Origin of the sequence: Actinoplanes sp. NPDC026670, from assembly GCF_040638175.1 — a bacterium.
Classification (GTDB): Bacteria; Actinomycetota; Actinomycetes; order Mycobacteriales; family Micromonosporaceae; genus Actinoplanes.
The window spans coordinates 22,177-46,207 of record NZ_JBEZXU010000088.1 but is presented as its reverse complement, the minus strand read 5'-3'; the positions used below and the strand labels follow the sequence as shown (position 1 = coordinate 46,207).

The window sequence follows — 24,031 nt, the reverse complement described above, 5'->3', positions numbered from 1 at the left end:
GCGTGGTGCGAGGCGCAGCTGGAGAAGCACGAGAAGTACGTGGTCGAGCACCTGGAGGACATGCCCGAGGTCCGGGACTGGTCGCTGGGGGACTGGGCCGAGAGCTGAACAGAAACTGACGGCGGGTCCGGCACCACAAACTGGTGCCCGACCCGCCGTTCGTGCCCGAAACGACGAACCGGTTGTCAGGACGCCGGTCACCACCGGGCAGGCCCGCCATGCGTCAGGACGTGGTCACTGGCAGTCCACGCTCGGTGAAATGGGCGGCGGCCGCAGCCAGCTGGTCCGCCGTCGGAGGCTGGGTGTCGGCCAGCGGGTAACGAAGGCCAAGTTCCTGGTACTTGGTGACGCCCAGACGGTGGTAGCCGAGGATGTCGACCTGCTCCACCACACCCCCGGCCTCGGTGCTGCCCCACCGGGCGGCCAGGTCGGCGACGCCGGCGATATTCGCCGGATCGTCGGTCAGGCCGGGTACCAGCACGAACCGGATCCGCATCCGGTTGCCGCGTGCGGCGAGCCGGTCACCGAACACGATCGTCGGGTGCAGCGCCACACCGGTGACCTTGCGGTATGTCACCGGATCGGAGCTCTTGACGTCGAGCAGCACCAGGTCGGTGTCGTCGAGCAGCCGGTCGCTGGCGCGGGCGCCGAGGAATCCGGCGGTATCCAGGGCGGTGTGCATACCCTCGGCCTTGCAGCGGCGCAGGTAGGCCTCGACGAAGTGATTCTGCAGCAACGGCTCGCCGCCGGAGACCGTCACCCCTCCCCCGGACGCGCGGATGAACGCCTTGAAGGTGAGCATCTTGGCGACCAGATCGTCGACGGTGACGTGCTGACCATTGCGGCCTTCCCAGGTGTCCGGGTTGTGGCAGTAGAGGCAGCGAAGGTGGCAGCCGGCGAAGAACGTGACGAACCGGGTGCCCGGGCCGTCGGCGGCGGTGACCACGTCCCACGAGTGCACCGACCCGACCAGTTCCCCTTCCGGCACCACGTGGGTGGTGACCGGGGTGATGCCCAGGTCAGGGCGATGGACGGCGGCGCCGGTCACAGCACGCCGTGGAAGGTGCGGGAGATGACGTCGGCCTGCTGCTCCCTGGTCAGCCGGACGAAGTTGACCGCGTAGCCGGACACCCGGATCGTCAGCTGCGGGTAGTTCTCCGGATGTGCCATCGCGTCCTCCAGGGTGGCCCGGTTGAGCACGTTGACGTTCATGTGGAAACCGCCGGTGGCGGTGTAGCCGTCGAGGACCCCGACCAGGTTACGGACCTGCTCGTCACGGCTGTTGCCGAGACCGTTCGGGGTGACGGTGGTAGTCAGCGAGATGCCATCCTGGGCGTGCTCGTACGGCAGTTTCGCCACCGACAGCGCGGCGGCGACCATGCCGTGGGAGTCCCTTCCGTTCATCGGGTTCGCGCCCGGCGCGAACGGCTGCCCGGCACGCCGCCCGTCGGGGGTGTTACCGGTGTGCTTGCCGTAGACGACGTTCGAGGTGATCGTCAGCACCGACTGGGTGTGCACCGCCCCGCGGTAGGTCGGGTGCTTACGGATCTTGGCCATGAACGACTCGACCAGTTCCGCGGCGATGCTGTCGACGCGGTCGTCGTTGTTGCCGTACGCCGGGAAGTCCCCCTCGATGGTGTAATCGACGATCAGGCCGCGGTCGTCGCGGACCGGGCGGACGGTGGCGTGTTTGATCGCCGACAGCGAGTCCGCGGCCACCGACAGCCCGGCGATCCCGCACGCCAGGGTGCGCAGGATGTCGGTGTCGTGCAAGGCCATCTCGATGCGCTCGTAGGCGTACCGGTCGTGCATGTAGTGGATGATGTTGAGCGCGTTGACGTAGGTGGCGGCCAGCCATTCCATCATCAGCTCGAACCGCAGCTTCACGTTCTCGTATTCCAGGAAGTCACCGGCCAGCGGCGGCAGGGCCGGGCCGACCTGGGCGCCGGAGTTCTCGTCCCGGCCACCGTTGATCGCATACAGCAGCGTCTTGGCAAGGTTGACCCGGGCGCCGAAGAACTGCATCTGCTTACCGACGGCCATCGCCGACACACAGCACGCGATCGCCGTGTCGTCACCGAACCGTGGGCGCATCAGCTCGTCCGACTCGTACTGGATCGCACTGGTGTCGATGGACACCTGGGCGCAGAAGTCCTTGAATCCCTGCGGTAGCTGCGAGGACCAGAAAACGGTCAGGTTCGGCTCCGGCGCCGGGCCCAGGTTGTAGAGGGTCTGCAGGTACCGGAAGCTGGTCTTCGTGACCAGCGGACGGCCGTCCGCGCCGATGCCGCCGATCGACTCGGTCACCCAGGTCGGGTCGCCGGAGAACAACTCGTCGTACTCCGGGGTGCGCAGGAACCGCACGATCCGCAGCTTGATCACGAAGTCGTCGACCAACTCCTGCGCCTGCTCCTCGGTCAGCCGGCCCTCGGCGATGTCCCGCTGCAGGTAGATGTCGACGAACGTGGACGTACGTCCCAACGACATGGCGGCGCCGTTCTGCTCCTTCACCGCGGCCAGGTAGGCGAAGTACAGCCACTGGATCGCCTCCCGCCCGGTCGCGGCGGGCGCGGAGATGTCGTAGCCGTACGACGCGGCCATCGCCTTGAGCTCGGCCAGGGCACGGATCTGCTCGGACAGTTCCTCGCGGCGCCGGACCGTCTCCTCGGTCATCGTTCCGGCCGCGCACGCGTCCTTGTCGGCCTGCTTCGCTGCGATCAGCGCGTCGACGCCGTAAAGGGCGACACGCCGGTAGTCACCGATGATCCGGCCCCGGCCGTAGGCGTCGGGCAGGCCGGTGATGATGTGTGACTTACGGGCGGCCAGGATGTCGGGGGTGTAGGCGTCGAACACGCCGGCGTTGTGGGTCTTGCGGTACTTGGTGAAGATCTCCGCCACCTGCGGGTCGGGCTCGTACCCGTACGCTTTCAGACCGCCCTCGACCATCCGCCAGCCGCCGTTGGGGATGATCGCGCGGCGCAGCGGCGCGTCGGTCTGCAAACCGACGATCAGCTCGCTGTCACGGTCGATGTAGCCCGGCTGGTGGCTGGTGATCGTCGACGGGGTGACCGCATCGACGTCGTAGATCCCCCGCTCGCGTTCGGCCGGGAACATCGCCGACAGCTTCTGCCAGATCCCCGTGGTACGGGCGGTCGGCCCGGTCAGGAAGGCGGCGTCGCCGGTGTACGGCTCGTAGTTGGCCTGCAGGAACGCGCGCACGTCGACGCCGGTGCGCCAGGTGTCGCCGGTGAAGCCACGCCACGGGTCCAGGCCGGTGACGGTCGCGTCGAGGACGGGTGCGCTCATGTCGTTCTCCCAGGTCGTATAGCTGTCGGACCGGTCGATGGCCCATGGTCGGCTGAAATCGGGAAGGGGCTGTTTCCGACGGTTGCTGTTCGGCGCGTCAGGCAGGGAACTGAGCCGCTGGAGCGTCCGGCCAGCCCCGGGTGTTCGCAGCTCACCCGGATGATCCGATGGCCGGCTGGCGCGGATGTCCGCCTCGTATCGCTGTCTTCAGCCACCTCATGATCCACCTCCCGGCCCCGCAACAGGTATCTCGGCTCAAGCTTCTCCCGGCATCCGCCCTCCCGAACAGGGTCCTTGTACCCCGTCTCAACACAATCGCGCTCGGCAACCGGGCCACGGCCCGAAGGTGACGGCCTCCCTGGTTTCCGACGTTGGCGGTGCCGGAGGCTGCCGCATCGTCGCGTGCCGCCGTCCAGGTGGTCGCGTTCATACCTGCTCTGCCGGCTTCGTGGGCCGGCGGATCGCGATCACCAGGATCGTCTCGGCCAGCCGTCCAGCAGCCAGGCATCTGCGGTCGGGGCGCCGCGACGTCACCGCCAGGCTTGCCGTCGTGCAGGCAACCGTCGGCGAGCAGCGCAGGCTGTTCGGCCCTGCCCGCTGGGGACATCTCCCCTGCCCACCAAGCATCGATGTCGATCATGATTGGTGGAGAGTCCGTACAGGAGGGGCCATGCGATCTTCCACCGACGCGGCCGAGAGAATCGCCGGTTCACTGTCCGGCCCTGACGGCCTGATGGCGTCGCCTGGGACCAGTCGTTGCGCGTTGCCGGGCCCGTCCGGGCAGGAACCACCGCCGAGCATCGGGGACGATACGGCGGGCGTGGATGCGCTGGCCGTGGACGGTGGCATCATCACCATCCGGCCGGTCGTCGCGTCGGACCGGCGCGAGCTCGCCGGTTTGTACAGCGGCGCCGAACTCGAGAATCTGCGATTGCGGTTCTTCTCCTATCCCGCCGCGGCAACCCTGGCGGCGGAGGTCGACCGGCTCTGTCGGCCGCCCTCGGACCGGTTCCTGGCCCTGGTGGCCTGCGAAGCCGGCCGTCTGCTCGGGGTCGCATCCTGTGAACGTCTCGACTACGGGTCGCGGGCCGAGTTCGCCGTGTTCGTCGCCGATCACGATCACGGCCGGGGCATCGGCACCTTGCTGCTTGAGCATCTCGCTTCCCGGGCCCGCCGTCTCGGCGTCACCGAACTGGTCGGTGAGGTCTTGCCCGGCAACCGGGACATGCTGGGCGTCGCCCACGACCTCAGCCCGCGGGCCTGGGCCCATTTCGAGCAGGGTGTCGTCGACGTCAGCGTGCACACCGGTGAGGACGAGCAGACCCGGCAGGCGGTCGACGACCGTGACCGCACCGCTGAGCGGGCGTCCTTGCAGGCGCTGTTGCGCCCACGCGCGATCGCCGTGATCGGGGCCGGTCACCCGGACGGCCGGCGGATGGTGCGGACGCTGCAGGAATACGGCTTCACCGGCCGGATGTACGCCATAGCACCGGCCGGCACCAGCATCGATGGCCTGCCCGTCCACGAGAGCCTGCGAACCGTTCCCGAGCCGGCGGACCTCCTGATCATCGACCTGCCCGCCGATCAGATCCCCGGTGTGCTCGCCGACGGCGCCGCGGTCAGCGCCCGGGCGGCGGTCCTGGTGAGGCCTGCCGGGACCGGCACGGACGGCCCGCCACTGCTGGCCGCCACGGTCAGGCTGGCCCGCAGTCTGGGCATTCGCCTGCTCGGCCCGGGCAGCCGGGGCGTCGTCAACACCGATGCCCAGGTTCACCTCCACACCGGCGTCACGCCGGGTATCCCCCTGGCAGGCGGGCTGGGCGTGGCCTCTGACTGCGATGAGGTCGCGGCGGCCGTCGTGGACCGTGCCGGAGGTGGCGTGTCGACGCTGGCAGTCGTCGGTGATCAGGCCGACATCGGCGGTATCGACCTGCTCGCCTACTGGTTCGACGATCCCGCCACCCACGCCGTCGTGCTGGCCCTGGAATCAATCGGCAATCCTCGCAAGTTCGCCCGTGCCGTCCAGGCCATATCACGCCGCAAACCGGTCCTCGCCCTCGACAACGGCCACCCCGTGACCCGGGCTCTGCTCGGCCAGGCAGGAGCGATCATCACCGGCAGCGTCGCCGAACTGGTCGACACTGCGCGGCTGCTCACCTGCCAGCCGCTGCCGTCCGGGCGCTGGCTCGCCGTCATCAGCAACACCGGCACCCCCGGCACTGTCGCCGCCGACGCCGCGCACACCGCCGGGCTGCGGATGACGCCACTCCGCGGGCCTGCCCGGCGCAGGCTGGCCGTACTGGTGTCGCCGGACGCGGCCGTCGGCAACCCGGTCTACCTCGGCCCCGACGCAACGCCGCAGTCGTTCGCCGCGGCCGCGACGGCACTGGCCGGCCTCGGCACTCTCGACATGATGCTCCTCGTGATCGCCCCGAGCCGGGTGGCCCGGCCGGAGGAGTTCCTCGCCGCCCTGCAACCCGCCCTGGCCCGGTACCCTGACCTGACCTGGGCGATCACGATCACCCCGGATGACGGTGCCCTACGGCGACCGCACGGGCAGCATCCACCCGTGTTCGGCGCGCCCGAACACGCCGTACGGGCACTGGCCCACGCTGCGGACTACGCCGACCGGCGGCATCTGCCGCACCCCCGGCGCACCGACCCGACCGGCATCGACGCGCGACAGGCACACGCCACCATTCACGCTGCCCTACCCACCGGGCACGGTTGGCAGCCACCGAACCGCACCGCCGGCATCCTGGCCGCCTACGGCATCATGATCTCCACGCCCCCAGCTCTCCCCGTACGAGCCGGACTGATAGTCGGCCTGGTTCAGGATCCCGAGTTCGGGCCACTACTCCAGCTGACCGCCGACAACGACGCCCGCACCCCGGCCGGTGACATGATCCGCCTCGTTCCGATGACCGACCTGGACGTCGACCAGATGTGGCGTTCCCTGCGCTACGCACCACTGCTGACCCGGCCGGCCGGCCGAGCGCTCAAAGACCTGCTGTCCCGGATGGACCGGCTCGGCAACAACCACCCGGAGATCGCCGAGCTCCACCTGCAAGCCATGCTCACCGACCCGGACCGCATCTGTGTGACCGGTGCCAGGCTGCGGCTGGCACCGCCACGCCCGCACGACGATCCTCTCCTTCGGCAGTTGCCGCAGCCCGGGGCCGGCTGACAACACCGGCCGCCAGGCCCGGACCCGCGCAGCGTGGAGCCGCTGCGCCGACACCGCTTCCGGCGGGCTATCTATTCTTCGGCATCAGACGGACCCTCGTGTCAGGAGCCGAGTCCTGCGGGCATCCACCCGTTTGATGGCAGAACCTGTCAACTACCCGCCCATGAATGACTCCGTTGGGGAATGGGCAAACGTGATGTTTTTGCCGGTCAGGCGGCGAGGCCGAGTTGGGCGAGGTGGCTGGTTCTGGTGCGGCCGATCGGTGTGTCGGTGAGCCAGGCGTCGATGCGGATGATGTTGACGGCGGTCGCGGCGAACAGGTGTCCGAGGTGGGTCTTGTCGAGGCCGGTGTAGCGGGTGCGGCGGATGCCGGTGCGGCGGGTGATCTGGGAGATGGTGGCTTCGACACCGGCCCGGATGCGGTAGTCCTGCTGCCACTGTTCGGTGGTTTGCTCGCGGCGTCGGATGTCGAGGATCTCCTGCTGGGCTGCGGGAAGCAGGGTGAGACTGCGTCCCCATTTACTGTCGGCGGCGGCGGTGGTGCAGGCCGTCCGGAGCGGGCAGCCGGTGCAGTCGGCGGCGGCGAAGTGGACCCGCGCGAGTTCGGTGCCGCTGTTCTTGCGCTGGACGGACCAGCTGATGCTGGTCTTGCCCTGCGGGCAGGTCACGGTCTTGGCCTGCCAGTCGACGTGGAATGCGGACTGTGGGAGGCGCTCGCCCTTGTTGGTGTCCAGTCCGACCGGGCCGAGCAGATCGACACGGTGTTCGTCGCGGGCGGTCACGACATGAGCGGCGGTGACATAGCCGCCGTTGACCGCGTGCTGGTCGGGCAGCAGCCGCCGGGCGGCCAGATCCTGATGGATGCGTTCGGTCATCTCGGTGTCGGTGACCGTCGCGTCCGTGGTGGCCACGTTCGTGATCAGGCGCGGGACGTCGCAGTCGCAGGTCTCGCTGAGGTGCACTTTGTAGCCGCACCAGCCTTTACCGCGTTTGAGGCCATATCGGGTATCAAGGTCGTAGGGGCAGGACAGCCGGTCTCTGCTCGGCGGGAGGTCTTTGCCCTCCCGCCAGCGCACCTCCTGCCCGTCGCGCTGGTACTGCTGTTGCCACGCGGTCGCCAGGACCTGCACTGCCGGGATCTCACGCAGCCAGGCCGGTGCGCCGCCGGCAGCGATCGCGTCCAGGATCAGGTAGCCGTCACGGCCGACTTGTTCGGCCCAGCGGGCCCGCACATCGTCACCCTTCGGGAACCGGTAGGAATCGACAGGGGCGCCGTAGCGCTCGGTCCAGCCGGAATCGATCAACGGTGCCAGCCACCTCGGCGCGGCCGCGGCCAGCACCTCCAGAGCCGCCCGCAGGGTCTCTCCGACGAACTCCATCCGGTTCAGCGTGCGTACCGCCGCCAGGACATGCGTGGAGTCGGTGCGCTGCCGGCCTCCGGCGCGCAGCAGCCCGAGCTGGGAGCACCGGTCCAGGACCGCGTCCAGGACCTTCTCCTCGATACCGTGCGTGATCAGCCGGGTCCGGAAGTCGGTGAGGACGGTGAAGTCGAACCCGGCGTCGTCGAGTTCCAGACCGAGCAGGTATTTCCAGTCCATCCGTGCCCGTACTTGGTCGGCGGCCTGCCGGTCGCTGAGTCCTTCGGCGTACTGCAACACCGAGACCAGCGCCAATGCTCCCGGCGACGCTGCCGGACGGCCTGCCGCTGGGAACGCCTGCGCGAACGTCTCGTCGGTGAACACCGGGCCCAGCGCGTCACGGATCCGTATGGCCAGGGTGCCTTTCGGGAACGATGCCCGGACGACCCGCGCGGTCAACTCAGGCACCCCACGGTCGTCCCACGACTGCAGCGACACACTGAACCCTTTCCACCCGATCGACACGATAATCATGCCAACGGATGGATCTGGATGGTTTGGCCATTCCCCAACGGAGTCGTGAACGGCCGGGGTTCCACGGAGAACTCCTGCTGAAGTTCCGCCAACCGTCCTCATCGCAACGCCCGGCCTGTCATACCTGGCCAGAGCCGTATGGCTACGGTCCGCGAGCAGCCCCGGCGACTCGGCTCACGTGGCCTGCCCCGGCCGATGTCCGGCGTGGCCGCCGCGCACCGAATCGGCCCGGGCCAGCTTCACCGGGGTGGGTGGGGGTGCTCACCGAGCAGGCGGGTGGCCAGCACCGCTGCCTGGGTGCGGCGTTCGAGTCCGAGTTTGGCCAGCAGGCTGGAGATGTAGTTCTTCACCGTCTTCTCCGCCAGGAACAGACGGCCGGCGATGTCGCGGTTGGTGAGTCCTTCCGCGACCAACTCCAGGATCTCACGTTCCCGCTCGGTGAGGACGGCCAGTTCCCGAGGCTGCTCGACACCATGGCGGATGCGTTCCAGGACTCGTTGGGTGACCGCCGGGTCCAACAGCGACTGACCGGCGGCAACCCGGCGCACACCGTCGACCAGGTCGGTGCCGCGGATCTGCTTGAGCACATAGCCCGAGGCGCCGGCCATGATCGCGGCGAACAGGGCCTCGTCATCCTCGTAGGAGGTCAGGATCAGGCCCTTGATCGACGAGTCCACCGCGCGCACGTCCCGACACACGTCGATGCCGCTACCGTCAGGCAGGCGGCCATCCAGGACCGCCACGTCAGGCCGCAGCGCCGGGATCCGGCGGGTCGCCTCCTGCGCGGAGCCGGACTCGCCGACCACTTCGATGTCGCCGTCGGCTTGGAGCAGGTCGACGAGGCCACGGCGGACGACCTCGTGGTCGTCGAGCAGGAACACACGAATCATGTCCTTCTTCTTACCGTCCGGTAGCCGAACCCGCCAAGACAGGTCCTACGCCTCTGGACAACCGATTCCTGGAGTCCTCTGGCGGGTGTGGTGTCGCATCGGCGTCCATACGTGACCGATAGCCTGTCGGTCATGGTTGAGCGATCCGCCGACGGGCGGCCGGAGGTCCCGTCGCTGGGTTTGAGCCCGCTGTCGAGGGTGCGCCTGGATCAGCTGTTGCAGGAGATGCTCGACCGGGTCGGTGAGGTCGTCTCCAGCCGGGAGCGGCTGCGGGCGCTACTGGACGCGGTCGTCGGAATCGGCACTGACCTAGACCTGCGCAGCACCCTGCAACGCATCGTCGAAGCAGCCTGCGCGCTGGTCGGCGCGCGGTACGGGGCGCTCGGGGTGATCGGCGCCGACCGTACCGACCTGGTCGACTTCGTCACCCACGGCATCGACCCGCAGACCCATGCACGGATCGGTGACCTGCCGCACGGGCAGGGTGTCCTCGGGTTGCTGATCACCGATCCGCGGCCGGTGCGGCTGCCCGACATCACCGAGCATCCCGACTCCTACGGGTTCCCGGCACATCACCCTCCGATGCACAGCTTCCTGGGGGTACCGGTCCGAACCCGGGATCAGATCTTCGGGAACCTGTATCTGGCGGAGAAGCAGGGTGCCGAGCAGTTCAGCGACGATGACGAGGAGATCGTCGTAGCGCTGGCCGCCGCGGCGGGCGTCGCGATCGACAACGCCCGCCTGTTCGCCGTCGCCCAGCGCCGCGAACGGTGGCTGGCCGCCACCGCGGAGATCACCTCGGTACTCCTCGGTGCCGTGCGGCGTACCGAGGCGCTGCAACTGATCGCTCGGCGGGCCCGGGAACTGTCGGACGCCGATCTGGTCATGGTGCTACTGCACGACGAGGCGAACAGCCGCTACGTCATCGAGGTCGCCGACGGCGCCGGCCCCGCCGAAGGCGGGCTGGCCGGCAAACCCGTCGACCTCGACGCCTCGGTCGTGGCCGAGATCGCCAACGCCGGGCACCGGCCGCTTGCCGATCTGCAGGCCGCAGCCGAATGGCCCGGCCCGGTACCGGCCGGCCCGGCACTGGCAGTGCCACTGGCCGGGATCGACGGACCGCTGGGGGTCCTGATCATCGCGCAGCCGTCCGGCGTGCTGCTCGGCGCTGAGGACGCGGTCCTGCTGGTGGCGTTCGCGGGACAGGCCGCGCTGGCATTGGAACGGGCCCGCGCTCAGGAGGAACGCGAACTGCTCCTGGTTCTGGAAGACCGCGAACGCATCGCCCGGGACCTGCATGACGTGGTCATCCAACGGCTGTTCGCCACCGGCATGCAACTGCAGGGCGCCGTCGGCCAGGTACGTCCGGAAGCGGCGACTAGGATCAACGCGGCGGTCAACGACCTCGACGAGACCATCCGCGACATCCGCCGATCGATCTTCGAGCTACGGGCACCGGTCGGAGCGACCCTGCGCACCGAACTCCGTGACACCTGCGACGCGGCCCTGGACACCCTCGGGTTCCGGCCATCGCTGGACACGGTCGGGCCGGTCGAGAGCGCCGTGCCCGACGACATCGTGCCCGAACTGATCGCCGTGCTCCATGAAGCGCTGTCCAACGTCGCCCGGCACGCCCAGGCCCGCAGCGTCCGGGTCTCTGTGCGGGTCGCCGACCAGCACGTGATCCTGCAGGTCCAGGACGACGGTATCGGGCTCGACCCGAACCTGGCCCGTGGCGGGGTCGTCAACATGAGTGACCGTGCCGACGACCTGGGCGGTACCTTCACCGTCGGGCCCGGGCCCGACGGTAGGGGAACCGTCGTGACCTGGCGTGTCCCACTGCCACACTGATCCAGCACGGTGGCGGTCCTGCCGGATCAGAACCCGTGAGGAGCACCGCAGCACCGCCCATAATCCAGTCCGTAGGGCGGCACGGCGAAGGCGTCAGCCGCGGCGCACCGGCCCGCGAAGCTGGCAGCGCCAAGCCCGGTTTGCGGACGGGCCCTACCCTGCCGATGTGATCAAGCTGTTCGGGGTTCCCGCGTTCGTCTGGGCCGCGTTGTGCCTCGTTCTCACCGTTGTCTGGATCTTCGTGTGGCCATCTGAGCAGGCCGGCGACACGAGTGGGTTCACCTATGTCGCCCTGCGCTGGGCGCACTCGCTCACCTGGCTGATCCTCGCGATCGCAGCGATTGCCGCCGGTCTCGGCGCGCCGGCCGCCGGCCGGCGCATCGCGTTGCTCGCGCTCCCGGCGTACGGTGCGTTTCTGTATGCGGTGCTCACGTCCGGCGCCGCGTAGGAGCCGGGATAGGGCGTGCAGTCCGGTCCGGTCCTTCCCATCACGGGTCGGGCCCAGCCGAGGACGCCAGCTGGTTCCATGCGTTACTGAGCGGCCTGGAAACGGTTTCCGGGCGTCGTAAGCGGATCTCTCCTTGCCCAGTTAGACGGTCGAGCATTAACCACAGGCACCATCCCGACACCCGCTCGGGGCAGCCGGAGGGATCGGGCAGGACAGGAAGCGAGCCAGGTCTGCCGGTACCGCTGTAGCGTTCTCGCGCCGTTGGCTGTTCGTACCTGAAACGGTGTTGCCTGTGACGTTACGTCACAGTCGACACTGGATTGGTGCGCATCGCCGAGTTGGCGGACCTGACCGAGACGACTGTCCGGACGATCCGCTACTACCACCAGATCGGGCTGCTGGCAGTGCCCGGCTCCCGTGATGGACACCGTGACTACGACCTGTCGCACCTGGCGCGCCTGGTCCGGATCCGCTGGCTGGCTCGGGCAGGGATTCCCCTCGACGGGATCGCCACGCTGTTCAGCCCGCCAGCCGAGTCCGGCGCCGTGCGGGAGCCGGTGTCGTCAACGGCGCTGATCGACTTACGAGCCGCCGTCACCGCCGTCGACGAACAGATACGCCTGTTGCAGAGTCAGCGGGATCGGCTCACCGCGTTGATCAGCAGTGTCGAACGTGACGGCAACCTGTCACCGATGCCGGCGCCGGTGGTGCGCTTCTACGAGCACATGCACGAGCAGGCTGCCGATTCCATGACCCGGCGGGTGATCGCCCGGGAACGTGACTTCATGGAGCTCGCGTTCTACCGCGGCGACATGCCCCCGGAGTCGGCGGTGGTCTACGAGGGTTTGACCGCCGCCGGGCTGGCGGAGAGCTCGACACTGTTCGACCGGATCGCGGACCGGGTCCAGCGTGGTGACCGGCTCTCCGAGCAGGAGATGGACGAGATCGCCGGTCAGGTCGTCGGCCGGGTCTCACGGCACGTCGGCGCGGATCTGCCACGGATGCTGCGCTCCATCGACCTGATCGTGGCCCGGCGGGCGGTGGACCTGTATGTGCGACTGGCCGAACCGGCGCAGCAGCCGGTTGCCCGGGTGATCGGCGCCGCGATCCTGTCCATGATCGAGAAGGAGCAGGCGATATGACGGATCCGGTCATCGATGTCACCGCGCTGGTGAAAAGGTTCGGCGGGTTCACCGCCGTCGACGGCCTTGATCTGCGGGTCGCGGCGGGTGAGGTGCATGGTTTCCTCGGCCCGAACGGGGCTGGGAAGTCCACTACGATCCGGGTGCTGCTCGGCTTCTATCGTGCCACCGCCGGGCGGGTCCGGGTCCTCGGCCTCGATCCGGGCCGGCAAGCAGCCGCAGTGACGGTGCGGATCTCCTACGTGCCGGGCGAGGTCGTCCTGTGGCCGCACCTGACCGGCCAGGAGGTCCTCGATGCGGTAGCAGGGCTCCGCGGCCACCGCGACGAGGTAGCCGAACAGCGACTCGCCGAGGCATTCGCGCTCGACCGGCGCCGGCTGGTGCATACGTATTCGAAAGGCAACCGGCAAAAGGTCGCGCTGGTGGCGGCGTTCGCCGCACGCACCGACCTGCTGGTCCTCGACGAACCAACTTCCGGGCTCGACCCGCTGATGGAGGAGGTGTTCCAGCAGTGCGTCCGCGACGCCGCCGCCGACGGCCGTACGGTCCTGCTGTCCAGCCACATTTTGGCCGAGGTCGAGGACGTCTGCGATACGGTGACCATCATCAAGGACGGACGCCTCGTCGAGTCCGGGCGGCTGTCCGACATGCGGCATCTCGCCGCGTCGACCGTCACCGCCCGGCTCACCGGCGACCGGCATGCGAGCGTCGTGGCCCGGCTCGAGCAGGCCGGTCTGACCGTCAGCACCGACGCCGGAGTGGTACGCCTGTCGGTGCCGCGTGACCGGGTGCCTGCCGTGCTGGGGGTGCTGGCCGACGCGGATGCCGGCGACATCACCTGCACTCCGGCGAAGCTGGAGGACCTGTTTCTGCGTCACTACCAGGTGGCCGCGCGATGACCTTCACCGTTCTGCTGGTACGCCGGTACCGGTGGCTGCTCGGCTGCTGGCCGGTGCTGCTGATCGCACTGTCCGGTATGGCGAGCATGTATGAGGACACCTATCGCACCAGTGAGGCCCGGCGGGCGGCTGTCCTGCTGGCACAGGACAACGCGGCGACGACGCTGGTGTACGGCCGGCTCGCCGATCCGGGGACCGCGGCGCAGATGTTCGCGTGGGAGACCGGCGCGTTCGTCACCATCCTGGCCGCCGTGATGGCGGTGGTCCTGGCGGTGGCGCTGACCCGGACGGTCGAGGACGACGGCACCCTCGAACTGTTACGCGGCTGCGGGATGCGCCCGGTCCGGCCGTTGCTCAGTGCCCTGACCGCACTGGGGGCGGCAGCAGTGCTGGTGGCGGTCGGCTGCATGCTGGCGATCCTGGCCACCGCCGGCAGGGCCGGCGGTGTAACCGTCTCCGGGGCAGCGCTGTTCGGCACCGTTGCCGCGCTGACGTTCGCGGTGATGGCCGCGACGGTGGTGGTGGCGGCGCAGATCGCCGGGTCCGCCGGGCGGGCCCGGCTGCTGGGTTTCGTCGTGCTGGGTGCCGGATTCGTGCTGCGGGCGGTCGCCGATACCCAGGACCTGCCCGCACTCAACTGGGTGAGCCCGCTCGGGTTACGGGCCGTGACGCGGCCGTTCACCGCCGACCGGTGGTCCGCCCTGCTGCCGGGGCTGGTGGCGGTCGTGGTGCTGGCCGGGGTCGCGGTGTGGTGGGCACGACGGCGGGAGTTCGGGACCGGTCTGCTGCCATCAGCCGGTCGCCGCGGCTCGCGGCTACGGGTACGCACGAGCGTCGGGTTGGCGGCACGGCTGAACCGGTCATCGTTACTGGCCTGGACGGTGGCGGTCACGGCGGTCGTAAACCTGTTCGCAGCCATGGGTTCCGGTGCAGTGCGGCAGCAGCGTGACGGTGAGGTCGGCGGGTTTCTCGGCTCCCAGCTCGGACCCGGTGATCCCGCTACCGGATTCCTCGCCTATTGCGGCACGGTGGTCGGCATCATCGTGTCGGTGTACGCGATCCTGCAGGTGCTGTCCGCCCGGCAGGCCGAGGACACGGGGCTGACCGCTCTGATGCTGGCCACCGGGATCCGCCGGTGGGTGCCGTTGGCCGCGCAGGCCGCGGTCGCCGCCGCCGGATGCGCGGTCATCCTCACCGTGTCAGGGGCTGTGGTAGCCGTGGTGGGGCCGGTGTTCATCGCCGGCGACGACATCGGCATGCGGGGTTTCGTCTACACCATCGGGCAGTGGCCTGCCGCGGCGGCGATGGCCGGGTTAGCCGCTCTGCTGGCCGGGCTGGCGCCGCGGCTGTCCGGGCTGGCGTGGCTGCCGCTGATCGCCAGCACCGGCCTGGCCATGCTCGGTGACCTGCTCGGTGTCCCGGACCGTATCCAGGATCTGGGCTTCTTCCAGCATGTTCCCGATGTCACCACACCGAATCCGGACCTCGGCTCTCTGCTGCTACTCGTCGGTGCAGGCCTGGTGCTGGCGCTGTCCGGCGGTGCCGCTGTCACCCGACGTGATCTGCGGGCCGGATGACAGCGACCCCAACGGTCGGGTGCCCCCGTGGGGGCTCGGGACCACTTCACCCGCTCAGGGCTGCCGCCGGCGAACAACAGCCGTGAGCTGTTTCGGGTCAGGCCTGGTCGCCGCCGGTGCCGTAGTAGGCGGCACGCATGAGGTCCTGCATGTCGTCGAGCATCGGCATCCGCGGGTTCGCCGGGGCGCACTGGTCTTCGTAGGCGTTGAGGGCCTGCTGCGGCAAGGCGGCGAGGAACTTCTGCTCGTCGACGCCGAGACTGGCGAACGACGGCTCGATCCCGACCGCGGTCCGCAGCCGTTCGACCGCGGCGGCCAACGCCTCGACCGCTTCGGCAGGGTCCGCAGCCGGCAGACCGAGCATGTCGGCGATATCGGTGAACCGTTGCGGGGCACGGTAGTTCTCGTACTTCGGCCAGCCGGACAGTTTCGTCGGCGCTGTGCCGTTGTAGCGGATCACGTGCGGCAGCAGCACCGCGTTCGTGCGGCCGTGCGCGATGTGGAAGGTGGCGCCGAGGGTGTGGGACATGGCGTGCACGATGCCGAGGAAGGCGCTGCCGAACGCCATCCCGGCAATGGTGCCGGCGTTGTGCATCCGCTCCCGGGCATCGGTGTCACCGTCGACCACCGACGCTTCCAGGTTGGCGAAGATCAGCCGGATGGCGTGCAAGGCGAGACCGTCGGTGAAGTCGTTGGCGTACACCGACACATAGGCTTCGATCGCATGGGTGAGCGCGTCGAAACCGCTGTCGGCGGCGATCGCCCGGGGCATGCTCGCGGTCAGTGCCGGGTCGACGATCGCGACCGTCGGGGTGAGCGCGTAGTCGGCCAGGGGGTACTTCTTGCCGGTGCGGTGGTCGGTGATCACCGCGAACGGGGTGACTTCGGCGCCGGTCCCGGATGTGGTCGGCACGCAGACCAGGCGGGCCTTCTCGCCCAGGGTGGGGAACGCGAACGCGCGTTTGCGGATGTCGAAGAACTTCTCGCGCATGTCGTCGAAGTCGATCTCCGGGTGCTCGTACTTGAGCCACATCACCTTCGCCGCGTCCATCGCCGACCCGCCGCCGAGCGCGATGATCGTGTCCGGGCGGAACGAGCGCATCAGCTGCGCGCCCCGGTCGACGGTGGTCATGCGCGGTTCGGGTTCCACGTCGTCGATGATCTGCAAGGCGACCTTGTCGGCACGCCGTTGCAGGACCCGGTTGATCCGGTCGACGAACCCGAGCCGGGTCATGGTGGCGTCAGTGACGATCGTGACGCGGTGCAGGTCGGGCATGTCTGCCAGGTAGCGGATGGCGTACGGCTCGAAGTAGATCTTCGACGGGACCTTGAACCATTGCATGTTGTTGGTGCGCCGTCCGATCCGTTTGATGTTGATCAGGTTGACCGCCGACACGTTGTTGGACACCGAGTTGTGCCCGTAGCTGCCGCAGCCGAGCGTCAGTGACGGCAGGAACGCGTTGTACATGTCACCGATGCCGCCCTGGGAGGCCGGCGAGTTCCAGATCACCCGGACCGCTTTGACCCGTTTACCGAACTCGACAGCCAGGCCCCGGTCTTCGGTGTGGATGGCGGCGCTGTGCCCGAGCCCGTGGAACTCCACCATCTGCGTCGACGCCAGCAGCCCCTCCTCACGAGACCGCACCCGCAGGACGGCCAGGACGGGGCAGAGTTTCTCGCGGGTCAGCGGCTCGTTCGGGCCGACCTCACCCACTTCGGTGAGGATGATCGACGTCTTCGGCGGGACGGTGAAGCCGGCGTGCTCGGCGATCCAGGCCGGGGACTGGCCGACCACGTCGGGGTTGAGTTTCGCACCGGAACACGCGGTGCCGTAGGCGGTGGTGCCGAAGATGAACTCCTCGAGCATCCGTTTCTCGTCCGGCGAGGCGAGGTAGGCGTGCAGCCCGCGGAACTCGTCCAGGGCGGCGTCGTAGATCTCGTCGTCGATGATGGCGGCCTGTTCCGAGGCGCAGATCATGCCGTTGTCGAACGACTTCGACAACACGATGTCGTTGACCGCACGCTTCAACTTCGCCGACTTCTCGATCCAGGCCGGAACGTTCCCGGCCCCGACGCCGAGGGCGGGCTTGCCGGTGGAGTACGCGGCCCGGACCATGTTATTGCCGCCGGTGGCCAGGATGGTGGCGATCCCCGGGTGGTGCATCAGCGCGGTGGTCGCCTCGACCGACGGCCGGTCGATCCACTGGATGCAGTTCTCCGGCGCCCCGGCCGCGACCGCCGTGTCGCGCACGATGCGGACCGCTTCGACGCTGCACCGCTGGGCGGCCGGGTGGAACGCGAACACGATCGGGTTACGGGTCTTGAGCGCCAGCAGCGCTTTGAAGATCGCCGTGGAGGTGGGGTTGGTGACCGGGGTGATCCCGGCGATGACCCCGACCGGATCGGCGATCTCGGTGATGCCGCTGATGTCGTCCTCGCTGATCACCCCGACCGTCCGCAGCTTCGCCATGCTGTGGGTGACGTGCTCACACGCGAAAATGTTCTTGACGGCTTTGTCCTCGAAGACGCCACGCCGGGTCTCCTCCACCGCGAGGCGGGCCAGTGCGGCGTGTTGGTCCAGGGCTGCCACCGACGCCTTCTTGACGATGAAGTCGATCTTCTCCTGATCGAAGGCGTCGTAGTCGAGCAGAGCCTTCAGGCCGGCGGTCACCAACGCGTCCACCATGATCGAAACATCGGAGGTGCGGCTCTGTTGTTCTGCGGTCACGGTAGTCACTCCAACGGTCGCGGTGACGAGGGCTCGGGCTGACGTGCCCGTTCGGCCGGGTGCAGGGCTGACACGGCCAGGGCCGACTCCCTGCTTGAGGATGTACCTGCGGGCGTCGGCACGTCCCGCCGATTCGGTGAATATCCGGTTTCCGCCTTGTTCGTCCCGCTACGGACAGGTATGGTTGCGGATGGCCAGGACGCTGCGGGTGGCGGTGCCGGCAGGGAAGGTCATGGGTCGCTGCCGTGGCCTGGCGGCAACCCGTGACCTCCCCTGTCTGGCGGCGGTATCGGCTTTCATCCGCATTCGTCAGGGCCGCCGCATTGCGGCACCGACAACGGGTCGCGTTCGTTCTCCCGTGACGCCAAGCCTTCCAGTGCGTGTACGTACTGACGTGAGCTGATCTCGCCATGGATCACCTGCGTCGCCAGCGTGCCTTCCAACGTCGTCGGCTCCGTGCTTGCGGGCTCTACCGGGCCGGCAGCAGAGGCGATGCTCGTGCCGGGTTTCGCCGGAGTCGGCCATACCGTGAACACGATCGCGACGAGCAGTGTCACCACCATGACGATCACGAACAGCATCGATATCACCTCTTTGCCATGGTCGGTCACGCAGCAGCCCGGACGGCAGGGACTAAAGTCCCGAAACCGGCCGCCGCCGGGCATCTGTCGGTTCGCTCTGTCATCCCGGCAGCATCGGCGGTTACGGTAGCGGCCTGTAGTGATGTGCATCCATATTGGTGCGGTCAAGGCCTTCGGGGTGTCCGGTGATGGAGATTGAAAAGATCATTGGCAGGCGCATCGAGAAAGGCAGAAGACGCAAAGGGCTTCTCCAGCACGAGCTCGGCGCCGCCGTGGGACGCTCCGAGTCCTGGGTCAGCCAGGTGGAACGCGGCGTCACCGCACTGGACAGCCTGTCGATGGCGGAGCGGATCGCCGGGACGCTGGGACTACCTGTCCATCACGTCTTGGCGTTCGATGTGCGATACCAGACGACGCCGGCGACGGCACCCGCCCGCCCATCCGTGCCGGGGCCTCGTACGACACACCCGCTGTCCTCCAAGCAGTCCTCCGATGCGGAAGACTCCGGGACTATGCTGCGACGCTCCTTCACCCTCGGCTCGCTGGCCGGCCTGACCGCCGCCATCGCCGGTCTGTCGCCTGATGCTCGGGCTCAGGTCAGCCGGCCGTCCGGCGGCATCGTGGACCGTGCCACGGTGCGGGAGCTGCGGTCGATCGGCGCCAGCTACCGCCGTTCCTACAAGTCGTTTCCAGCTTCCAGCCTTGCCCCCGTGGCCCACGGCCAGGTCCAGCTGGTCATCTCGCTGCGGCCGAAAGACCAGTCGGCTCATCTGCGGAACTCGCTGCTCGCGCACATGGCGGAGATGGCCGCGCTCGCCAGCGCCCTACTGTCGCTCGACCTCGGCGACCCGGGACAGGCCGACGCCTATATGGATCTCGGTTACCAGATCGCGAAGGAGATCGACAGTCAGGAACTGGCCGCACTGATCCTGGCCGGGCGTGCCTTCCGCACGACCTACAGCGGCGACCCCGTCGGCGGCCTGGACTACGCGCTCGCGGCCGTGGACACCGCCGAGCGTGGGGCCTCCGTGCGGATGCGTGCATGGACGAACGCGGTCGCCTCCGAGATGCACGCCTGCACCGGCGAGCACCACGGCTTCCGCACCTGCCTGGAGCAAGCTCGCGTCCTGCTCTCCGGTGAGATGGACGACGATCGGTGGGGCGGGATCGGCGACTTCGATCTTTCCAAGGCTGATGCGTACGAGGGCAGCAACCTGGTCCGGCTCGGTCGGCATGCGGAGGCCCTACGGTCGCTGGACAAGGCGCTCGGGCAGCTGTCACCTGAGATGTTGCGGCACCGGTGTACCGCGTACATCTCCCGGGCTGAGGCGCATGCCGGGGCACAAAACATCGAGGCAGCCTGCGACGACGGCCATGCCGCTCTTACCCTGGTTGCCCAGGTTCAGCACCGCGAGACTCTGCGCCGCGTCGCCGCATTGCACCGCAGCCTGCGAGCCCACAAGACTGTGGGAACGCGGAGCCTGGGTGAGCATTTGATCGACACCCGAACCCTGCTCAAGACCTCCGGGAGCACTGTGTGAGCCGTCGTACCGGGCTGATCCTCGACTTCGGCGGGGTCCTGACCACGAGCGTGGCCGCCTGCGCGGTCGACTTCGACCGGCGGGCCGGCCTGCCCGAGGGAACGTTCCTGTCCATCATCGCCAGGCACCCTGAAGGCACCGCCATCTACGCAGATCTGGAGCGCGGGGCGATCAGCCAGACCGAATGGAACCAACGGACCGGCGCCCTGCTCGGTATCGACGGCTCCAACCTTCTGGGCCGGGTCCTTCAGGACCTGCACCCGGAGCCGTCGGTCATCGCCGCAGCCCAAGCCGCCAGTGCCGCCGGGATCAGGGTGGGCATCTTCTCCAACAGCCTCGGCACCGAGCCGTACGACGTTTACGCCGGCTACGACTTCGACCGGCTCTACGACACGGTGCTGATCTCCGAGCACTACAAGATGCGCAAACCCGACCCGGAGATCTACTCGATCATGCTGGACCTCATGGAGTTGCCCGGTGAGGCGTGCGTGTTCGTCGACGACACCGCCCGCAACCTCGCACCTGCCGAGAATCTGGGCATCGCCACGATCTTGGCGAAGGAACCCGCGGACACGATTGCGCAGATGGAAGCCCTGCTCGGCATCCCGCTGCGCCCTCAGGTCTGAACCGACCCGCAGTGGGGTTGCGGGCCCGCAACCCCACTGCGGATGCAAGCGCGGGCCGGGCGGCACTGTGGTGGGCAAGGCCGCCCCGGATGTGACAAGGAGCCCCCGGTCCGGGGCGGCCGGTCAGCCGCACGGCACCCCGCGAGGGTGCCCTTCCCGGAACGGAGAACCAGGTGACCACCACTGTCGCACTCGAGACGATCACGGTCGAACTGCCCGAGGCGTTCGACCCGCGCTGGAACCGCCTGCCCGGCATCACCGTGGACGGCAAGCGCATCACCATCGACCCGAAGGACTACTTCTTCCGGTTCGAGAACAGCTCCTGGCTCGTCATCGACTGGGAGACCGTCACCGCCGGACTGCTGCACGTCGACGAGACCGAGACCGCTGCGGTCGAGCAGATCGCGCTGGACTTCGTGAAGGCCCACGGCCGTCCCACCGGCGACGCCGGCGAGGTCCTGGCCATCGCCTACCAGGTGTACTCCTACCTGTTCCGCGAGGAGCACCTGTCCACCCTGGGCCTGCCCGAGGTCACCGCCGAGCACCTGCGGATGCTGCGCGAGGCCGCGACCTTCATGGCTCTCAACAAGGTCGAGCTGGACGGGCACATCTCCAACGTCGGCCCGTGCTGGTTCTTCCCGTCGGCCACCGGCGTCGTGTTCGACCTCTCTGAGACCGAAGGCCAGATGCTCGACGAGGTCTACCACGGCGGCTGGTTCAACGAGTACCGCCGTATCGAGGCCATCAAGGCCCACACGGCGCTCGGCGGACGCCTCGTGCACGGCTGCCAGTCGGCGCCCAACCAGTCCGGCGGTGTCGTCGCCGCCTACGGCACGTCGATGGCGAACTTCGCCGTGGAACTCGCCGGGATGAAGGACGAGTGGATCCAGCGGGTCGAGTCGCACCGCGTGACCGCCGCTTGATCCCTCACGTTGATCACCGGTCCGGGACAGCGGCCAACTGCTGTCCCGGACCGCCCCCGCCCGCTACCAGTCCTCACGTCGTACGGAGCCCGCCCGTGGACAACCACCTCATCACCGCGATCCTGTCCGACATCTGTGCCACCGCCGGCCTGCCCCAGCCGGATCGCGACCCGGTACGGGTGTGGTCGCTGTCGGGCGTGGAACGGCTCAGCTTCCCCGACGGCACCACCGCGATCTACAAGTACGCGACCGAGCCGTTCACCAGCGAAGACCGGGTCCTGCACGCGGCCGGCAGCGCCGGCATCCCGGCGCCCGCAGTTGTCGGCTCACTGCTGCGTGACGACGTGCTGGGCATGGTCATCGAAGATCTCGGCGAGCCCGTGCGAGACGCGGTGGACGCTGACGGCATCCTGGCCGCCGTCAACCTGCACGCCGGCCCATCCGCCACCACGCTGCCCGTTCTCGACGAGGATGCCCTCGCCGTACTTCCCGAGCTGGCCCGCGGCCACCTTCTGCGGCTGCGAGACCAAGGCCGCTGGGCCGCAGGCACCGACGACATCGCCGACATGCTGGACGCCCTCACCGAAGCCGCCGGCAAGCGCGCCGAGGGCACCACTATCGCCCCGTGGGGATGGGTGCACTCCGAGTTCCACCCCACCAGCCTGCACATCACCCGCGAGGGCTGGCGGCTCCTCGACTTCGCCCGCGCGTTCACCGGGCCCGGCCTGCTCGACCTCGCCTCCTGGCACGGCACCATCGACGACGCCGACCCCGTCCGCCTGCGCAGCTTCATCGAGGCGTACGTGGCTGCCGGCGGCCACCCGGACGCCCTGGCCGACCGCGGCGGGCTCACCCCGCAAGCCTGGGCGCTGGGCTGGCACCGGGCGTGGGCGATCGAGTGGTTCATGGAACAAGCGGTGCGCTGGATCAACGACCCATCGCAGGACGAGGCATACATCGATGTCGTGCGCCGTCACCTGAAGACGGCAGTCCAGATGCTGCAACCGTGACCTTCTGGGACGCGCACGCGGCCCTCCAACTCGCTCGAGCACCAGCCGGCAGGAGAGAGCCGCCCCGACGAATGGAGTGGACCCAGCGGCCCGGCGTCGGTCCCGGAGCCGAGATCCTCGGCACAACCCTCACCGGCCGCCGGATGGTCGAACTCGGTTGCGGCGCCGGCCACAACACCGCCCACCTCGCCGCCGCCGGCGCGACCATCGTCGGCCTCGACAGCTCGGCCGGGCAGATCCGCCGCGCTGTCGCCCACTACGGACACACCGGAGCCCGGTTCCTGCATTCCAGCGCCGGCCACCACCTTGACCACGCTACGGAAGCCCTGGACGCGATTGTCTCCGTCTTCGGCGCGATCGGTACCACCGAGCCATCCCAGCTCCTTGCCGCGTGCTCCCGCAACCTTGCCCGCCGGGGCGTCCTCGCCTTCTGTGTGCCACATCCCCAGCGCACTGGCACCGTCCCGCACCACACATACAACCTCGTCCCCGTGACCCTGCCCGACGGCACCAGCCACACCGTTGAGCGCTGGGACGCCGAACCCGCCGCGTGGATCCTCGCCCTGAACCGGGCCGGGCTGACGGCTACCGCCGTCCACCACCTCCACGCGCCGGCCGGCACCCGATGGCCCACCACACTGCTGATCACCGCACGCAAACCCTGACCGTCGACCAGGGAGAAGACCGATGCACCAGATCCCCTACCTGCTGCTGGACATCGACGGCGTACTGATCCCGTTCCCGGCAGAGGACAAGTCCACCCCCAACACGCACACCCGCCATCAGGTCAGTCTGACCGGTTTCCCCAACCCGATCTGGGTCTGGCTCAACCACGACCACGGCCCACTGATCGCCGACGCCATCAGCACCGGGCTCGTCCGGCCGGTGTGGTGCACCAGCTGGCGCATCGACGCCACGCGCCAGATCGGTCCGCTGCTCGGCCTGCCCCACTTCGAGCACATCGAGCTGCCCCGCCTGCCGATCACCACCAGCCACCCCGACGGTTACCTGTGGAAACGCGACCACGTCGAATGGTGGCTCGCCGACGCCCCCGCTGTGTGGATCGACGACGACTTCACCGAGCTCGACCACCGATGGGCCGCCGACCGTACCGCTCGCCGAGCAGCGACCCTGCTGGTAGAACCCGATCCACACGCGGGTCTGCAACCCGAGCACATCCAGGCTGCCCTGGCATGGGCCACGGATCTCGCCAGCAGCCGGCAAGCAGCCTGATGAGGCAGGCGCCGCAGTAGGTCGCGACGGCTCCCGAAGTGGTACCCACATCCGGTGAACCGGGCGGCATTCCGCCCGTGCGCCTGGGCGGTAGCTTGTGTATGTCGAAGGGGCACGGCACGTCGGCCCTGAATACGGTCGGCGGGTGGATGTGGCCGCCGGTTTGAGCGTGCCCGTTGCCTACCGGCACGTCACTG

At 68.7% G+C, this 24,031-nt stretch carries 18 protein-coding genes; 12 read left to right on the top strand and 6 right to left on the bottom strand.

Annotated elements, in window-relative coordinates:
- Window positions 1–223: 223 nt before the first annotated feature.
- Complete coding sequence (gene pflA / locus AB0E94_RS47170; protein ID WP_360341396.1) at window positions 224–1,048, bottom strand: pyruvate formate-lyase-activating protein; 825 nt, start codon at window positions 1,046–1,048, stop codon at window positions 224–226.
- Window positions 1,045–3,306 carry a formate C-acetyltransferase gene (pflB, locus tag AB0E94_RS47165; RefSeq protein WP_360341393.1) on the bottom strand — a complete coding sequence of 754 codons (2,262 nt, stop codon included), beginning with the start codon at window positions 3,304–3,306 and terminating at the stop codon, window positions 1,045–1,047. The genes pflA and pflB overlap by 4 nt, the downstream gene beginning before the upstream one ends.
- Window positions 3,307–3,976: 670 nt before the next feature.
- Between pflB and AB0E94_RS47160 the strand changes: the two genes are divergently transcribed.
- On the top strand, window positions 3,977–6,493 hold the full coding sequence (locus AB0E94_RS47160) for a GNAT family N-acetyltransferase (RefSeq protein WP_360341390.1): 2,517 nt from the start codon (window positions 3,977–3,979) through the stop codon (window positions 6,491–6,493).
- Between the two features lie 209 nt (window positions 6,494–6,702).
- Here AB0E94_RS47160 and AB0E94_RS47155 read toward each other — a convergent pair whose 3' ends face one another.
- The gene (locus AB0E94_RS47155) at window positions 6,703–8,319 is read right to left on the bottom strand and encodes an IS1182 family transposase (RefSeq protein ID WP_360341387.1); all 1,617 of its coding nucleotides are present in this window, start codon (window positions 8,317–8,319) and stop codon (window positions 6,703–6,705) included.
- Window positions 8,320–8,624: 305 nt separating this feature from the next.
- Window positions 8,625–9,275, bottom strand: a complete 651-nt coding sequence (locus AB0E94_RS47150; protein ID WP_360341384.1) for a response regulator transcription factor — start codon at window positions 9,273–9,275, stop codon at window positions 8,625–8,627.
- 132 nt (window positions 9,276–9,407) lie between these two features.
- Between AB0E94_RS47150 and AB0E94_RS47145 the strand changes: the two genes are divergently transcribed.
- The 5 genes from AB0E94_RS47145 (at window position 9,408) to AB0E94_RS47125 (ending at window position 15,192) form a co-directional block, all read left to right on the top strand.
- Window positions 9,408–11,126: a GAF domain-containing protein gene (locus AB0E94_RS47145; protein ID WP_360341381.1), complete on the top strand. Its 1,719-nt coding sequence runs from the start codon at window positions 9,408–9,410 to the stop codon at window positions 11,124–11,126.
- Window positions 11,127–11,292: 166 nt separating this feature from the next.
- Window positions 11,293–11,574 (top strand): hypothetical protein, encoded by a 282-nt coding sequence (locus AB0E94_RS47140; RefSeq protein WP_360341378.1) that lies wholly within the window; start codon window positions 11,293–11,295, stop codon window positions 11,572–11,574.
- Window positions 11,575–11,897: 323 nt separating this feature from the next.
- Complete coding sequence (locus AB0E94_RS47135) at window positions 11,898–12,716, top strand: MerR family transcriptional regulator (RefSeq protein ID WP_360341376.1); 819 nt, start codon at window positions 11,898–11,900, stop codon at window positions 12,714–12,716.
- A complete protein-coding gene (locus AB0E94_RS47130; RefSeq protein WP_360341373.1) occupies window positions 12,713–13,615 on the top strand; it encodes an ABC transporter ATP-binding protein in 903 nt (300 codons plus the stop codon). The genes AB0E94_RS47135 and AB0E94_RS47130 overlap by 4 nt, the downstream gene beginning before the upstream one ends.
- Window positions 13,612–15,192, top strand: coding sequence for a hypothetical protein (locus tag AB0E94_RS47125; RefSeq protein WP_360341370.1), 1,581 nt, complete (start codon window positions 13,612–13,614; stop codon window positions 15,190–15,192). The genes AB0E94_RS47130 and AB0E94_RS47125 overlap by 4 nt, the downstream gene beginning before the upstream one ends.
- 97 nt (window positions 15,193–15,289) lie before the next feature.
- On the opposite strand, the gene adhE is transcribed toward AB0E94_RS47125, so the two are convergent.
- Both adhE and AB0E94_RS47115 read right to left on the bottom strand, forming a co-directional pair.
- Entirely contained in the window at window positions 15,290–17,920 is a 2,631-nt protein-coding gene (gene adhE, locus AB0E94_RS47120) for a bifunctional acetaldehyde-CoA/alcohol dehydrogenase (RefSeq protein WP_360341367.1), read from the bottom strand.
- 296 nt (window positions 17,921–18,216) lie between these two features.
- The gene (locus AB0E94_RS47115; RefSeq protein ID WP_360341364.1) at window positions 18,217–18,501 is read right to left on the bottom strand and encodes a hypothetical protein; all 285 of its coding nucleotides are present in this window, start codon (window positions 18,499–18,501) and stop codon (window positions 18,217–18,219) included.
- 188 nt (window positions 18,502–18,689) lie between these two features.
- On the opposite strand from AB0E94_RS47115, the gene AB0E94_RS47110 reads away from it, so the two are divergent.
- From AB0E94_RS47110 to AB0E94_RS47085, 6 genes are all read left to right on the top strand, one after another.
- A complete protein-coding gene (locus AB0E94_RS47110) occupies window positions 18,690–20,042 on the top strand; it encodes a helix-turn-helix transcriptional regulator (RefSeq protein ID WP_360341361.1) in 1,353 nt (450 codons plus the stop codon).
- Window positions 20,039–20,668, top strand: a complete 630-nt coding sequence (locus tag AB0E94_RS47105; protein ID WP_360341358.1) for an HAD-IA family hydrolase — start codon at window positions 20,039–20,041, stop codon at window positions 20,666–20,668. The genes AB0E94_RS47110 and AB0E94_RS47105 overlap by 4 nt, the downstream gene beginning before the upstream one ends.
- Window positions 20,669–20,841: 173 nt before the next feature.
- Window positions 20,842–21,591, top strand: a complete 750-nt coding sequence (locus tag AB0E94_RS47100; protein ID WP_360341355.1) for a hypothetical protein — start codon at window positions 20,842–20,844, stop codon at window positions 21,589–21,591.
- A gap of 95 nt (window positions 21,592–21,686) precedes the next feature.
- Complete coding sequence (locus AB0E94_RS47095) at window positions 21,687–22,601, top strand: hypothetical protein (RefSeq protein WP_360341352.1); 915 nt, start codon at window positions 21,687–21,689, stop codon at window positions 22,599–22,601.
- A 71-nt stretch (window positions 22,602–22,672) separates the two neighbouring features.
- Window positions 22,673–23,266, top strand: a complete 594-nt coding sequence (locus tag AB0E94_RS47090; RefSeq protein ID WP_360341349.1) for a class I SAM-dependent methyltransferase — start codon at window positions 22,673–22,675, stop codon at window positions 23,264–23,266.
- A 22-nt stretch (window positions 23,267–23,288) separates the two neighbouring features.
- A complete protein-coding gene (locus tag AB0E94_RS47085) occupies window positions 23,289–23,834 on the top strand; it encodes an HAD domain-containing protein (protein WP_360341346.1) in 546 nt (181 codons plus the stop codon).
- Window positions 23,835–24,031: the final 197 nt, after the last annotated feature.